Origin of the sequence: Pseudomonas sp. 30_B (genome assembly GCF_017491605.1) — a bacterium.
Lineage (GTDB): Bacteria > Pseudomonadota > Gammaproteobacteria > Pseudomonadales > Pseudomonadaceae > Pseudomonas.
In genome coordinates this window covers 207,261-221,603 of sequence record NZ_JAFGYY010000001.1, presented here as the reverse complement: position 1 = coordinate 221,603, position 14,343 = coordinate 207,261, and the positions used below count along the sequence as shown (strand labels likewise).

The 14,343-nt window shown below is 65.4% G+C and carries 11 protein-coding genes; 3 read left to right on the top strand and 8 right to left on the bottom strand.

Annotated features, from left to right (window positions below):
- Window positions 1-2 precede the first annotated feature (2 nt).
- From J5M67_RS00905 to J5M67_RS00890, 4 genes are all read right to left on the bottom strand, one after another.
- A complete protein-coding gene (locus tag J5M67_RS00905; protein WP_207882366.1) occupies window positions 3-917 on the bottom strand; it encodes a branched-chain amino acid ABC transporter permease LivH in 915 nt (304 codons plus the stop codon).
- Between the two features lie 225 nt (window positions 918-1,142).
- Window positions 1,143-2,276 (bottom strand): branched-chain amino acid ABC transporter substrate-binding protein, encoded by a 1,134-nt coding sequence (locus tag J5M67_RS00900; protein WP_207882364.1) that lies wholly within the window; start codon window positions 2,274-2,276, stop codon window positions 1,143-1,145.
- Window positions 2,277-2,677: 401 nt separating this feature from the next.
- A complete protein-coding gene (locus J5M67_RS00895; protein ID WP_207882362.1) occupies window positions 2,678-3,961 on the bottom strand; it encodes an FAD-binding oxidoreductase in 1,284 nt (427 codons plus the stop codon).
- A 188-nt stretch (window positions 3,962-4,149) separates the two neighbouring features.
- Window positions 4,150-5,640 (bottom strand): aldehyde dehydrogenase family protein, encoded by a 1,491-nt coding sequence (locus J5M67_RS00890; RefSeq protein WP_207882360.1) that lies wholly within the window; start codon window positions 5,638-5,640, stop codon window positions 4,150-4,152.
- A 119-nt stretch (window positions 5,641-5,759) separates the two neighbouring features.
- Between J5M67_RS00890 and J5M67_RS00885 the strand changes: the two genes are divergently transcribed.
- Both J5M67_RS00885 and nadE read left to right on the top strand, forming a co-directional pair.
- Window positions 5,760-6,656 (top strand): LysR family transcriptional regulator, encoded by an 897-nt coding sequence (locus J5M67_RS00885; protein WP_207882358.1) that lies wholly within the window; start codon window positions 5,760-5,762, stop codon window positions 6,654-6,656.
- 98 nt (window positions 6,657-6,754) lie between these two features.
- Entirely contained in the window at window positions 6,755-7,582 is an 828-nt protein-coding gene (gene nadE / locus J5M67_RS00880; protein WP_207882356.1) for an ammonia-dependent NAD(+) synthetase, read from the top strand.
- A gap of 52 nt (window positions 7,583-7,634) precedes the next feature.
- Here nadE and J5M67_RS00875 read toward each other — a convergent pair whose 3' ends face one another.
- A complete protein-coding gene (locus tag J5M67_RS00875) occupies window positions 7,635-8,261 on the bottom strand; it encodes a hemolysin III family protein (protein WP_207882354.1) in 627 nt (208 codons plus the stop codon).
- Between the two features lie 121 nt (window positions 8,262-8,382).
- Complete coding sequence (gene azu / locus J5M67_RS00870; RefSeq protein ID WP_207882351.1) at window positions 8,383-8,829, bottom strand: azurin; 447 nt, start codon at window positions 8,827-8,829, stop codon at window positions 8,383-8,385.
- A gap of 368 nt (window positions 8,830-9,197) precedes the next feature.
- Here azu and J5M67_RS00865 point away from each other — a divergent pair, with 368 nt between their 5' ends.
- The gene (locus J5M67_RS00865; protein WP_207882349.1) at window positions 9,198-9,785 is read left to right on the top strand and encodes a TIGR00730 family Rossman fold protein; all 588 of its coding nucleotides are present in this window, start codon (window positions 9,198-9,200) and stop codon (window positions 9,783-9,785) included.
- Between the two features lie 7 nt (window positions 9,786-9,792).
- Here J5M67_RS00865 and J5M67_RS00860 read toward each other — a convergent pair whose 3' ends face one another.
- Both J5M67_RS00860 and J5M67_RS00855 read right to left on the bottom strand, forming a co-directional pair.
- Window positions 9,793-10,230, bottom strand: coding sequence for a type IV pilin protein (locus J5M67_RS00860; protein WP_207882347.1), 438 nt, complete (start codon window positions 10,228-10,230; stop codon window positions 9,793-9,795).
- The gene (locus J5M67_RS00855) at window positions 10,227-14,339 is read right to left on the bottom strand and encodes a pilus assembly protein (protein WP_207882345.1); all 4,113 of its coding nucleotides are present in this window, start codon (window positions 14,337-14,339) and stop codon (window positions 10,227-10,229) included. Before J5M67_RS00855 ends, J5M67_RS00860 begins: the two co-directional genes overlap by 4 nt.
- Between the last annotated feature and the right edge of the window lie 4 nt (window positions 14,340-14,343).

Below are 14,343 nucleotides of genomic sequence, written 5' to 3'. Positions count from 1 at the left end.
GCTCACACCTTCGATACCTGGGGACGCCCCAGGAGCCCTTGCGGTCGGAAGATCAGGATGGTCACCAGCAGGCCGAAGGCGAACACATCCTTGAAGTCGGTGTTGATCATCCCGGAGAACTGCGCCTCGGCCACGCCGAGGATCAGCCCGCCGAGCATGGCGCCGGGCAGCGAGCCGATGCCGCCGAGGACCGCGGCGGTGAACGCCTTGATGCCGATGATGAAGCCCGCGTAGAAGTCGAAGGTGCCGTAGTTCATGGTGATCAGCACGCCGGCCAGCGCGGCCATGGCGGCGCCGATGACGAATACGTAGGAGATCACGCGGTCGGTGTTGATCCCCAGGATCGAGGCCATCTTGCGATCCTGCTGGGTGGCGCGGCACATGCGCCCGAGCTTGGTGTACTGGATCACGTAGGTCAGCACGGCCATGCCGACGAAGGCGGCGATGAGGATGAACACCTTGGTGTAGGTCAGCTGCACGAAGCCTTCACCGACGTGGAACTTCAGCGCGCCGTCGAGCAGGGTCGGCACGCCTTGCTGGCGCGGGCCCTGGGACAGCTGCACGTAGTTCTGCAGGATCAGCGACATGCCGATGGCAGAGATCAGCGGCGCCAGGCGGGTGGAGTTGCGCAGAGGCTTGTAGGCGATGCGCTCGATCACCCAGCCGTACAGGCCGGTGACGCAGATGGTGAAGACCAGCGTGCCGAGGATCAGCAGCGGGAAGGATTCGAGGCCGAAGAAGGTCAGCAGCGCCAGGGCGACCGCCGAGAGGTAGGCGGAGATCATGTACACCTCGCCGTGGGCGAAGTTGATCATGCCGATGATGCCGTAAACCATCGTATAGCCGATGGCGATCAGACCGTAGACCGACCCGAGGGTCAGCCCGTTGATCATTTGCTGGAGAAAGATACCGTCCACGATTGGGTACTCACACAGACAGGGCAGGGAAGGCGGGCGGCAAGCGGGCTGAACGGCTCGTGACCGTCGCCGGGCGAGCGCCGACCTGCGGGGATGCCGGCACCGCTCGTGGCGGCGCCGGCAGGTCGGAGCGGGTGTTCGGCAGCTGTCCGGATGCGCATGTCCCCGGCCAGCCCGTGCAGGTGCAGGCCGGGGTGTTGCGAACCGAGGACAGCGTCCGGACGCTTACTTCTGTTTTTCCAACTGGTGGTATTTGCCCTTGTCGTCCCACTGGTAGACGACGTAGTCGGAGACCTTCAGGTCGCCCTTCTCGTCCCACTCCTTCTTGCCCATCACGGTTTGCACCGGGTTGGTGTGCAGCCATTTGCTGGCCGCCTGGGGATCGTTCTTGCCGGCGCCGTTGAAGGCGGCGGCGAGCGCCTGTACCGAGGCGTAGGCGTACAGGGTGTAGCCTTCGGGCTCGAAGCCGCCGGCGCGGAACTTGTCCACCACGGCCTTGCCGTCCGGGATCAGGCGCGGGTCGGCGCCGAAGGTCATCAGCACGCCCTTGGTGTACTGCGGGCCGCCGGCGGTGGTGACCAGTTCGTCGGTGACGATGCCGTCGTCGGAGAAGAACACGGTGGTCAGGCCCTGCTCGCGCATCTGCCGTACCAGCGGGCCGGCTTCCGGGTGCAGGCCGCCGAAGAACACCACTTCCGCGCCCGAGGCACGGATCTTGGTGACCAGGGCGTTGAAGTCCTTCTCACCGCGGGTCAGGCCTTCGTAGAGGACTTCCTTGACGCCCAGCTTGTTCAGCTGCGCCTTGGTTGCATCCGCCAGACCCTGGCCGTAGGTGTCCTTGTCGTGGATCACCGCGACTTTCTTGGCCTTCAGGACGTTGACGATGTAGTTGCCGGCGACGATGCCCTGCTGGTCGTCACGACCGCACATGCGGAACATGCCGGCAAGGCCGCGCTCGGTCACCTTCGGGTTGGTCGAGCCGGGGGTGATGGTGATGATGCCGGCCTCGTCATACACCTCGGAGGCGGGAATGGTGTTGGACGAGCAGAAGTGGCCGACCACGGCGATGGCCTTGTCCTGGTCGACCAGACGGTTGGCGACCGCTACGGCCTGCTTCGGCTCGCAGGCGTCGTCCGCCTTCACCAGCTTGATCTTCTCCCCGTTCACACCGCCGGCGGCGTTGATTGCGTCGGCGGCGGCATTGGCTCCCCGCCAATACTGTTCGCCGAACGAGGCGTTCGCCCCGGTATGCGGTCCTGCGACCCCGATTACGACATCAGCCTCTACAAAGGAAGACATGCCAAGCGCGGTGGTTACCGCCAGGGCCAGAAAGCCTTTTCTGAAAATCTTCTGCGACATGGAGTTTTGCTCCTGAGGGTTTTTGTAATGGCGCACGAACTAATGTTGGCGATTTTTCTGATTACGCGAGCTATCGACAGCAAGCCGCGTGCCATTCGTTTTTGTTATTAACCAAGTCCTACAGCAAAAACAGCCAGAGCTGGCAGGCATCAGTGCTAGACACGTGCAACCCGCCCAAAACCGAAGGTGCAACCACATTATCGAAAAGGCGCAACCATCCTTCCCGTGAGCTGACACATCCAGCCACCACAGGCGCAACCCCATCCGTAACCTTCGCTGTCACCGAACTGCACATCCCCGGTGCAGACCCGTCGGGGTAACGCACCATAAGAGGCTAGACCAAAGTGCAGAGAACGTTGGGGCAGACGCGGCGGGAGGCCCCCGCCCACGCATCGCCGGGTTCAGATCACCACCCGCAGGCACTGCCCGGCGTGGTAGAGCGAGAAGCCCGCTTCGTACAGACGACTACGCAGGCCAGCGGCGGAAATTTCCTCCATCGGCCGTAGCGGCATCGGCAGGACGCTGGCATCACCGCCCAACAGGAAATCGGCGAAAGCCTTGCCCACCACCGTGCCGGTGGTGACGCCACGGCCGTTGTAGCCGCTCATGGCGACCAGCCCCGGCGCCGACTCGAACAGGCGCATGAGGTGGTCGGGGGTGAAGTCGATGCAGCCGGTCCAGGTGAACTCCCATTCCACCTTGCCCAGCTTGGGGAAGTAGTGCTGCTGGATGCGGTCGGCCCAGCTTTTCAGGAACCACTCCGGCTTGCCGGTGCCCTTGCCGAGGCTGCCGAGCAGCAGGCGGCCATCGGCGTCGCGGCGAATGCTGCTGAGTACCTGGCGGGTGTCCCAGGAGCCCTGCCCGCCCGGCAGGATGCGCGCCGCTTCCGCGCCCTCCAGCGGACGCGAGGCGACCTGATAGTAGTAACCGGGGAAGAAGGTGCGGCGCAGCTCTGTCCACTCGCCTTCGGTGTAGGCGCTGGAGGCGATCACCACCTGTTCGGCAGTGACCACGCCGCCCTGGGTGATGACGTTCCAGGCGTTGCCCACGCGCACCAGCCCGACCACCGGGGAGTGGTGGTAGAGCTCACCGCCGAGGCCGACCACCGCACGGGCCAGCCCGCTGACGTAGGCCATCGGGTTGAGGGTACCGGCGCGGCGGTCGAGCAGCGCACCGGCGATCCTGCTGGTGCCGCAGGCTTCTTCGCATGCCGTGCCGGTCAGCAGCTCGACGGGCGCCCCGCGACGGCCCCATTGCTCGCAGCGGCTGCGCAGGTCCGCCAGGCCACGGGCGTTGTGCGCCATGTGCAGGGTGCCTTCGCGGCGCGCCTGGCAGTTGATGGCGTATTTGTCGATCAGGGAGAACACCAGCGACGGTGCGTTGCCGAGCATACGGTTGACCCGCTCGCCGACCTCCGCACCGAGGCCCGCTTCGATCTCGTCCGGCGGAATCCACAAGCCGGCATTGACCAGCCCGACGTTGCGCCCGGAACCGCCATGCCCGGTGGCATGGGCCTCCAGCACGCAGACCGTCTGATCCTTCTCCAGCAGATGCAGCGCGGCGGACAGGCCGGTGATCCCGGCGCCGATGACACACACATCGACCTTGCGATCCCCACGCAACGTCGGCGCTTCCGGACGTTCGGGGGTCAGGTATTCCCACAGACACTCTTGGCGAAGCGACATCCAGCGATCCTTCTACGCGAACCTTTGTGAATGACTCGGTACTGCGGCTTGTTCTTTGGGTCCCCGCGTTCGCGGGGATGACGGGGCGTGACACTCGCCTCCCGACGTCATTCCCGCGAACGCGGGACGCGGCTCCATCGCGAACAGCGCTTGCGCTGGCCCGAAGGGGCATCCCCCAGAAAACAACATCAATCGAACACTATGCCCTGGGCCAGCGGCAATTCCCGCGAGTAGTTCACGGTGTTGGTCTGCCGGCGCATGTAGGCCTTCCAGGCGTCGGAGCCGGACTCGCGGCCGCCGCCGGTTTCCTTCTCGCCGCCGAAGGCGCCGCCGATCTCCGCGCCGCTCGGGCCAATGTTGACGTTGGCGATGCCACAGTCGCTGCCCACCGCCGAGATGAAGGCTTCCGCCTCGCGGATGTCGGTGGTGAAGATGCACGACGACAAGCCTTGCGGCACGTCGTTGTTCAGCGCCACGGCGTCGTCGAAGTTCTTGTACGGCACCACGTAGAGGATCGGCGCGAAGGTTTCGCTGCGCACCACGTCGCTCTGCTCGGGCATCTCGACGATGGCCGGCGACACGTAATAGGCGTTGGGGAATTTATCAGCCAGTTGACGCTCGCCGCCGAACACCACGCCGCCCTCCCCGCGCGCCTGCTCCAGCGCACCCTGCATGGCCAGGAAGCTGCGCTCGTCGATCAGCGGGCCGACCAGGTTGCCTTCCAGCGGATGGCCGATGCGCACCTTGGCGTAGGCGGTCTTCAGGCGGCTGACGAATTCGTCCTTCACCGACTCGTGGGCGATCAGCCGGCGCAGGGTGGTGCAGCGCTGCCCGGCGGTGCCGACGGCGCTGAACAGTACGGCGCGCACGGCCATGTCGAGGTCAGCACTGGGCGCCAGAATCATCGCGTTGTTGCCGCCCAGTTCGAGAATGCTGCGGCCGAATCGGGCCGCTACGCGCGGGCCCACTTCGCGGCCCATGCGGGTGCTGCCGGTGGCGCTGACCAGGGCGACACGGACGTCGTCCACCAGTGCTTCGCCAGCGCTGCGATCGCCGATCACCACCTGGCTGAGATGGGCCGGGGCGTCACCGAACTTGCTCAGCGCACGCTCGAACAGCGCCTGGCAGGCCAGCGCGGTGAGCGGAGTCTTCTCCGACGGCTTCCACACCACCGAGTTGCCGCAGACCAGCGCCAGCGCGGTATTCCACGACCACACGGCAACCGGGAAGTTGAACGCGCTGATCACACCGACCACACCCAGCGGATGCCAGGATTCGCGCATGTGGTGACCGGGGCGCTCGGAGGCGATGGTCAGACCATAGAGCTGGCGCGACAGGCCGACGGCGAAGTCGCAGATGTCGATCATCTCCTGCACTTCACCCAGGCCTTCCTGGGTGATCTTGCCGGCTTCCCAGGACACCAGCTCGCCCAGGGCCGCCTTGCTCGCCCGCAGTTCCTCGCCGAACAGGCGCACCAGCTCGCCACGACGCGGCGCCGGCACCTTGCGCCAGGCGTCGAAGGCGTGGGCGGCGCGGCCGATCTTCTGCTCCACCTCGGCGGCGCTTTCCAGGCGCACCGCGCCCAGGCGACTGCCGTCGATGGGAGAATGGATGACCTGATCGCCACCAGTGACCAGGCGGGCGTCGACGCCGAGGGATTCGAGCAGTGCGGAAATCATGCGGACTCCTGATTGGGTTCAGAACCAGTTGGAATGCCAGCAGTAATAAACGGCTTGCCTGGGCACAACAAACGACGTTTCCTATGCACATCATTCCGTAAATTCATGAACTGCCCGCCATGCTGAGCAAACGCCACCTGCCGTCCATGACCGCCCTGCAATGCTTCGAAGCGGTGGCGCGGCACCTGAGCTTCACCCGTGCCTCCGAAGAGCTGAACCTGACCCAGAGCGCCGTCAGCAAACAGGTGGCGCAGCTGGAGGAAATGCTCCAGCACCTGCTGTTCCGCCGCGTGCGCCGCCGCCTGCAACTGACGCCGGCGGGCGACCTGTACCTGGTGGAAGTGCGCAAGATCCTCACCCAGGTGGAGATGTCGACCCACTACCTGCTGTCCTACGGCGGCGAAACCCAGGTGCTGCGCGTGGCGACGCCGCCCACCTTTGGCGCACGCTGGCTGATCCCGCGGCTGAACGGCTGGCGCCACCGCCACCCGAACATCCATCTCGACCTGCGCCAGGAGCTGGAACCCAGCGACCTGCTGCAATCACGCTGTGACATCGCGTTCTTCTTCGGCGCCGGAACCTTGCCCGGGGCGGAGTGCATGCACCTTTTCGGCGAGGAAATGGTGCCGGTGTGCTCGCCAGCCATCCTGCCGGAGAAGCCCCTGAACGACCCCACCCAACTGGCCGAACTGGTCCTGCTGCAGAACGCCACCCGCCCGGAGGCCTGGCACGAGTGGTTCCTGAGCCTGGGCAAGCACAGCGAACACAGCTACCACGGCCCGCGCTTCGACACCTTCTACATGTGCATCCGCGCCGCCCAGGCCGGCTGCGGCGTAGCGCTGCTGCCGCGCTTCCTGGTCAGGGAAGAGCTGGACGAAGGCAAGCTGGTCATCGCCTGGGAGCACGGCCTGGCCAGTCGCAGCGGGTATTACCTGGCGTACCCCGAGCATGCCGCGGCGGTGCCCAAGGTACAGGCCTTCGTGGAGTGGATCCAGGCACGCCTGACAGCGCCCTGATTGACGCAATTGACCATCGACCCAGCGCCGCCGACGCTGGTATTTTTCCTGCATTCCAACAGGCATCGGCCTGTCACTGTCCGGATCGAGGTACATCCATGAAAGCCACCCAGCAAGCCATCGCGACCGAGCTGAATGTCCAGCCGCCGTTCAAGGGCCCGGACGACGTCCAGGCGGAAATCCAGCGCCGCGTGCGCTTCATCCAGGATTGCCTGAAAGGCTCGGGCATGAAGACCCTGGTGCTGGGCATCAGCGGCGGCGTCGACTCGCTCACCGCCGGCATGCTCTGCCAGCGCGCGGCGGAAGGCCTGCGCGCCGAGACCGGCGACCAGAGCTATCGCTTCATCGCTGTGCGCCTGCCCTACAACGTGCAGGGCGACGAGCATGACGCTCAGGAATCGGTGGACGTTATCGCCCCGGACGAGCGCCACACCGTGAACATCGGCCCGTCGGTCCAGGCGCTGGCCGCCCAGACCCTGGCGCTGGAGGGCCTGCCCGCAGGCACCCGTGACTTCGCCCTGGGCAACACCAAGGCGCGCGTACGCATGGTCGCCCAGTACACCATCGCCAACGCCCGCCAAGGCCTCGTCGTCGGCACCGATCATGCCGCCGAAGCGGTGATGGGCTTCTTCACCAAGTTCGGCGACGGCGCCTGCGACCTCGCCCCGCTCACCGGCCTGGTGAAGAACCAGGTGCGCACCATCGCCCGCACCCTCGGCGCGCCGGAAAACCTGGTGGAGAAAGTGCCCACCGCCGACCTCGAAGACCTCGCCCCCGGCAAGCCGGACGAGCACTCCCACGGCGTGACCTACAAGGAAATCGACGCCTTCCTGCACGGTGAGGACGTCAGTCAGGAAGCCTTCGACATCATCGTCCGCACCTTCGAGAAGACCCGCCACAAGCGCGCGCTGCCCACCACGCCGTAATCTCAGTCATGGCGCGGGAGCCCTCCCGCGCCAGCCATTTCCCGGCGCCAGCTCAGCGCGCCGGAATGACGTAGCGCCAGATGGCGATGAAATGCAGCAGGCTGCCGGCGATCACGAACAGGTGCCAGATGCCATGCCAGTGGCGGAAGCGGCTGTCGTAGGCGAAGAAGATGATGCCGATGGTGTAGCAGGCGCCGCCGCCCACCAGCCAGGCGAACCCTGCACCGCCCAGCGCCCGGTACAACGGGCCGACGGCGATCAGCACGATCCAGCCCATCACCGCGTAGATGATGATCGACAGCACCCGTGCCTCGGAACGCGGCTTGATCTCCTGCAGCATGCCGATCACCGCCATGCTCCAGACGATACCGAACAGGGTCCAGCCCCAGGCGCCCTTGAGCGTCACCAAGCAGAACGGCGTATAGCTGCCGGCGATCAGCAGGTAGATGGACAGGTGATCGAGCTTGCGCAGGATGACCTTCGCCCGTCCGCGCACGCTGTGGTAGAGCGTGGAGATGCTGTAGAGCAGGGTCAGCGTGGTGCCGTATACCGCCACGCTGACGATGCGCAGCGGCTCGCCGAGCAGGCTGGTGGCGACCAGCAGCCAGATGCCGCCGACCAGCGCGGCGACGGCGCCGATCAGATGGGTCCAGGCATTGAAGCGTTCACCGTGATACATGGCATCCCCCCAACTGCGGATTCGACCAGAAACACCCTAGCTTTGTTGCATGAAAGAAAAAGCCCGACCTTGAGTCGGGCTTTTCGTATCGCCGGATTTTCGTACCAGGACGAGGCCGGGATTACTTGAGGGTCAGAGTGCCCTTCATCATGGCCGAGTGGCCCGGGAAGGAGCAGAAGAAGGAGTACGCATCGCCAGCCTTGAGCTTGGACACATCGAAGGTCACCGAGTCCTTCTCGCCGGAACCGATGATCTTGGTGTGGGCGATCACGCGGGTGTCGCCGTCCTTGATGTAGTTCTTGTCCAGGCCGGCGGCCATGCCGTCGGTCACTACGCCCTGCATGTCGGCGGCGGTGGTCAGCACCCAGTTATGGCCCATGACGTTCTTCGGCAGGCTGCCGGGGTGGGACAGGTTGACGGTAAAGGTCTTGCAGCTCTTGTCGACGGTGATGGCGTTGGTGCTGAACTGCATCTGGTCGTTGCCCTGGATGTCCACGGAGCATTCGGCGGCCAGCAGCGGAGCACTGAACAGGCCGAGCAGGGATACAGCAGCGAGTTTACGGAACATACAAGCCTCCTAGGCAGGTTGGGCGGAGAAACCTGAAGGGAAGACTGCCCGATGAGCGGTCGAGTTCCCCTGATCCAGGTCAACGACGCACAGGCGGTTGACCACGACGCAAGTCTCAAAATATCTATCGGCCCCATCCGGATCATCAACGAGGCAGATCAGCGCACCCCGTCTAGCATAGACCCCACACCCCGGCACCACAGGAGTCCACGCCGTGAAACCTTCCTCCCTGCTGCAAACCCTGCTCGTCAGCTACGCGCTCGCAGCCTCCGGCGGCGGCGGTCAGGCCGACTAAATCCGTTGCGCAAGACTTGGTCGCTCCCGCGCCAGCCGCTACCCTGACGGCCTTGATCATGTGGGAGCTCTCCATGTCCTTGCGTTCCATCTGCGTATTCTGCGGCGCCAGCCCCGGCGCCACTCCGATCTACCAGGAAGCCGCCGAAGCCCTCGGCCGTCATCTGGCCGAGCGTGGCATCCGCCTGATTTACGGCGGCGGCGCGGTCGGCCTGATGGGGATGGTGGCCGACGCCGCGCTGGCGGCGGGCGGAGAAGTCATCGGCATCATTCCGCAGAGCCTGAAAGAGGCGGAAATCGGCCACAAGGGCCTGACGCGCCTGGAAGTGGTGGACGGCATGCACGCCCGCAAGGCACGCATGGCCGAGCTGAGCGATGCCTTCATCGCGCTGCCGGGCGGCCTGGGCACGCTGGAAGAGCTGTTCGAAGTCTGGACCTGGGGCCAGCTCGGCTACCACGGCAAACCGCTGGGACTGCTGGAAGTGAACGGCTTCTATGAGCCGCTGCTGACCTTCCTCGACCACCTGGTGCAGGAGCGTTTCGTCCGACCGCAGCACCGCGAGATGCTCCAGCGCGCCGGCACCCCGGCCGAACTGGTCGACGCCCTGCAGGCCTGGACACCTTCGGCGGCGCCCAAGTGGGTGGACCGCACCCCGACCTGAGCCAGCCTCAGCGCCAGCATTCGGCGGCATCGCCTGCCGCCGAATGCTGTACCCCCTGGGCATTCAGGCTCAGCGCGCCGCAGCGCAGGTCCTGCGCCTGCGTGCCTTGCGGCGCGGCAGTGAGCCGATAGCCGCCCTCCTCCTCCGCACCTCGCTCGACGGTGAGGAGGTACTTGCCTCCGGTGGATTCAGCCCCCTTTACCGTCACGCGTGGCAGCCCCAGTCTGGCCAGGTCGGCGGTCGCCACGATATAGCTGTTGTTCTGGGCGAAGTAACGCTCCTGCCGCACCGCCGCATCGAGCAACAGCGCCTGCCCCTCGGTGCGGTTGGCGCGCAGGACATGCTGCCGGTAATTGGGGTAGGCGATTGCCGCCAGAATCGCGGCGATGGCAACCGCCAGCATGAGCTCGACAAGGGTGACGCCCGCTTCCCGGGACCTTCTCATTTCACGGACTCCGGCATCTGCGTCCAGGTCTGGCGACCGCTCAGTTCACCGAGAGCGAGCTTGTGCTGCTTGCCACTGGCGTCGAACAACGAGTCGCCGCTGAAGGTCACGCCTCCCGCGGCAATCGGAATGCTGCTGGGAACCTTTCCGCCTACCAGGTCCTGGTCATCCACCTTGCCGTCGCCATTCAGGTCGAACACCGGGAACAACGTCGCGCCTCCCGTATTCGCGCCAAGCGCCAGCAGATTACCCTCCAGGCCGGGTGAACAGGGATCGGCATTGGGCGTCACGGTGACGACCTGAAGCAGGTTTCCCCGCACCTTGGGCGCGGTGATGACCCGCTCGCCCAACAGGCGATTACCCACCTGAAGGTCCAACACCCAGCCGGAGTCCCGCGTCCAGTCGATGGGCTTCTGACTCGCCCTGCGGCTCCCTACCGGGCTCCTGGTATCGAGGGTTTGCGTGAGCAGGTCGGTGCGGGTGAGAGGCCGGGTCGTCTTCGCGGCACCGCCATCCGTCTGCTGGTCCCAAATGCCGTAAACCGATTGCAGCGTGCTGGAGACCTTGTCACCGGCGGTGAAATAACGGCCGGTGCCGAAGTAGACCATCAGCCCCTTGCCGGACGGATGCTTCATGAACGCCGGTGCCGCGGTGATCGCCTGGGCAGTCGGGTCCGACGCACTGACGGTTGCGCGATACAGCGGCGTGTTGTCGAAGGAGACGGCGAAGCGGGCAGCGCTCACCACCGACGTAGCGCTCAGCGTATCGCCGGCCCCCGCGTCGATCAGGTCAAACCGCCACAGATTGCCGCGCAGATCGCCTGCGTAGGCATAGTCGGCGATGCCATCGCCGTTCACATCCGCCGCACTGACCGCCGAAAGGCCATTGGCCCCGCTTTCCGATGTCGTGAGCCTGGCCAGCAAGTGCCCCGTGGCGACATCGAGCAGGAGCAGGCTGGCCTTCCCATCACGCCCGCCGTAGCCATTCCCCAGCAGCACTGCCCACTGGCCGCTGTGCAGGCGGGCGATCACCGGCGCGGAGAGCGTGTAGCCCAGCTCGGGATCATCCTGCGCGGTGAACTCCCACAGCAACGAGACGGCGTCGGGATCGGTAATGTCCAGGGCAAAGACTCCGCGTCCGCCAGCCCCCAGCGTACCGACCAGCACCCGGTGCCAGGCGCCGCCGAAATACACGTCGGACACGGCCGGCGAGCCGTCCACGTAATAGCGGTGATGCCCAGGCTCGCTGGCGTAGCGGCGATCGGTGAGCATATGAAGGTTGGGGATGACCGGGGTCGGGACGTAGGCGAAGGTTTCCACCCCGGACTTCGTATTGAAGGCGTGCAGCATGCCGTCGTTGGCACCGACATAGACCTGGTCATCCCGCCCCGCTTGTGCCGAGGCGAACGCCCGGTAATCTCCGCTGCCACCGTCCAGGGCCTCGGCAACGCCCACCAGCAACGCCGCCTTGCTGCCCAGGACGGGGGCCGAATTGACGATGTCGCCAATCAGGCTGGTGCGTTGACGGTACAGCTCCTCGTGGCGGACATCACCCTTGAGGAAATTCACGCGTGAGGTATCCAGCTGGTCCTGCAAACCTGCCCCGGCAAAGCGGCGGCCGGCCAGATGCTCGAAGGTGAAATCCTGCAAGCCGTTACCCGAGGCAGTCGCCATCAGGATTCTTCGCTCGCTCCACCGGGGCAGTCGCTCGCTGGCTTTCCACTCCAGTCTCGGAGTCCCGGAACTGCCGGCCCCGGGTACGACTCGCTTGAGCAGGTCACCGCCCCAGGTGCCGACATCCAGTTGCGTGCTGTACAACTCGAATCCACCCTCGCCCCGCTCCTGCTGCGAAACTATGGGTGCAGTGATGGCAGCATGGCCGTGCAGGATCGGGCTGAGCGCTAGGGACATTTGCGCCTTGAGCTGGGCGGCATCGGCCGCCTGGAAGTAGCTGTCCGGAGTGCCGGGCTTGTGCGAATCCCACTCGCCGTCGACCGGCAGGGACGATCGACTGGCATCGAAGCCACCCCACTTGGCTGCGTACCACAGTGGGTTCTGCAGCGGGGTGACCTGCTTTTGCCTGTCCGGAATGAACGTCCGGGTCGGGCCGCTGGCTTGCAGTGCCGGGCAGGAACTACCGAGCGGCCTGCACTCGCCAGCCCAGCGCCCGGAGGGCGTGTCCAGAGGATCGCTGAGCACATCGCCAGCCGATACGTCGAGATAGATGCCGTCCTGCGAGGTTCCGGCCAGCGTGTATCCCAGGTGCAAGGCCCGCCCCGTGCTGCCACGCTCCACGTTCAGGGTGACGCTCAGCGTGTTGTCCGCATTGACCCTGGCGTTGTACAGCACGACGGCGTCATCCTCGAAGGCCACACGGAACGCCACTTCCGGACGGCCGCCATTCACCTGCGCGGACTGCTTCTGCCCTGGCAGGTTGTGCATCGACTGCGCGAAGAAAGCGCTCACCAGTGCCGGCACGGAGGACGCCCCCGGCACCACGACCTTGCCGAAAGGAATCAGGGTAACCGTGCTGTTGCCCACCGGTATCCGGAGGCCGGGCGAAGGTGCAGAGAGAGCAATGGCGAAGGTCGTGACCGGCAGGCCGGTCGTGGTGATGGGGTGCAGGTTGCCGTAGTAGGCGACACTGGCGGCGTTGTAGGTGCCTTCCCGGGCCGGCTCCTCCGGCAATCCGCGCAGGCTGCCGAAGCCGCTCGCCGGCTTGGCGGTCGGGGCCGAATCGGTGGCGCTGCTGCTGACCTCTCCGATGGCGACCCGCTGCGTGGCGCCGCCCGTCTCGTGATCCCAGAGGATCTTTCCCGACGCCGAGACATCCAGCGCCGCCAAGCTACCACTTGCCTGACCGAGTGAGCCGAAGGGGCTGCCCGGAAGCTGCGAGTCATGACTGGGGCTCGCATCACTGACGAGCGTGAGCAAGGGCGGCGAGCAGCGGTGGGCAAGCTCCGACCGGTACGGGTCGCTCCACTGCGCAGGATGATCGGCGGATGCGGGACTTGCAGCACCGCTGAAGTAACGCAGCCCATCGAGCATGATCCCGCCCAAAGGATTTGCACTGCCCGAGCAGTTCGCCGTGCCGCACAGCGTCCGCAACCCATCGAGACTGGAGAGGATTGCCTGCTTGGTATGAGCCCCGTCTTTCCCCTTTACGCCGAAGATCCCGGTCGGCGCATCGACCTCACCCGCGAAAGAGCCGATGGCCTTGTGCAACACGCCGCCCGGCAGATCACGCGTGCCGGAGCCCATCATCAAACCGAAGTACATCTGGTCGTCTTCGCCGTACTCCTGCAGCAATCCCGTCGGCTTGTAATGTTTGCTCGGGTACTGCTTGCAGTTGCCTTCCAGCAGCCCTGGAACACACACCCTGACTCTCACGGCGAAGTCGATCGGGGTGATGTTCTGCCCCTGCTCCCCCAAGGCTGGCCCGCGCCCGAGCCAATCCCAGACATGCAGATTGGCCACGTCCGGTAGAACGCTCAGGTAGGTGGCGCCATTCACCAGGACACGGCTATTGGCGAACAGCGTGCGATTCGCCCCGTGCGGCGCAGAGAAGGGGGTGTAGTCCGCGAGGTCAAATCCGGCGTCCGTCGTACCGGTGTATTCCTTGCCCCAGGCAAGGGCGCCCTCGGGAACGAACGAGCGCTCCAGAACCGTCTCGTCTTCGCTGTCCGTAGCGCGATAACCACCATAGAGAACCTTACGCAACGTATCGGCCCGCGAGGTGGTCAGGTAGTTGAGAAAGTCCCCGCTCCAGCGTCCGGCGCTGTTTCTGCAGACCTTGTCAGCGGTGAACGCGACCGGCACGAACACCTGCTCGCCGCTCGCGTACCGATAGCACTTCCCGGAGTCGAAATAGCCGTAATGGTCGGTTGCCGGATCGTAGCCGCTGGCATCGCTTGCGGCATCGTAGGCGGGAAGAAACAGCTTCTGATCCAATCCCACCACCAACAGGTTCAGTGGCGGCATGGAAGGGCTGACGAACAGCGGAGTCTGGGCAGGCGCAGTTCCGGTCGCCGGAACCGTTTCCTCTGCCGCACAACCCGCCGCCGCTAAAAGCCCGGCCAGCAGCCCGAGTCCGTATCGATACGGGGTCATCGGC

Bases quoted from the DNA above. Each gene is read 5' to 3' on its own strand.
- J5M67_RS00900 (WP_207882364.1), bottom strand. From the start codon at position 2,276: ATGTCGCAGAAGATTTTCAGAAAAGGCTTTCTGGCCCTGGCGGTAACC.
- J5M67_RS00895 (WP_207882362.1), bottom strand. From the start codon at position 3,961: ATGTCGCTTCGCCAAGAGTGTCTGTGGGAATACCTGACCCCCGAACGT.
- J5M67_RS00890 (WP_207882360.1), bottom strand. From the start codon at position 5,640: ATGATTTCCGCACTGCTCGAATCCCTCGGCGTCGACGCCCGCCTGGTC.
- J5M67_RS00885 (WP_207882358.1), top strand. From the start codon at position 5,760: ATGCTGAGCAAACGCCACCTGCCGTCCATGACCGCCCTGCAATGCTTC.
- nadE (WP_207882356.1), top strand. From the start codon at position 6,755: ATGAAAGCCACCCAGCAAGCCATCGCGACCGAGCTGAATGTCCAGCCG.
- J5M67_RS00875 (WP_207882354.1), bottom strand. From the start codon at position 8,261: ATGTATCACGGTGAACGCTTCAATGCCTGGACCCATCTGATCGGCGCC.
- azu (WP_207882351.1), bottom strand. From the start codon at position 8,829: ATGTTCCGTAAACTCGCTGCTGTATCCCTGCTCGGCCTGTTCAGTGCT.
- J5M67_RS00865 (WP_207882349.1), top strand. From the start codon at position 9,198: ATGTCCTTGCGTTCCATCTGCGTATTCTGCGGCGCCAGCCCCGGCGCC.
- J5M67_RS00860 (WP_207882347.1), bottom strand. From the start codon at position 10,230: ATGAGAAGGTCCCGGGAAGCGGGCGTCACCCTTGTCGAGCTCATGCTG.
- J5M67_RS00855 (WP_207882345.1), bottom strand. From the start codon at position 14,339: ATGACCCCGTATCGATACGGACTCGGGCTGCTGGCCGGGCTTTTAGCG.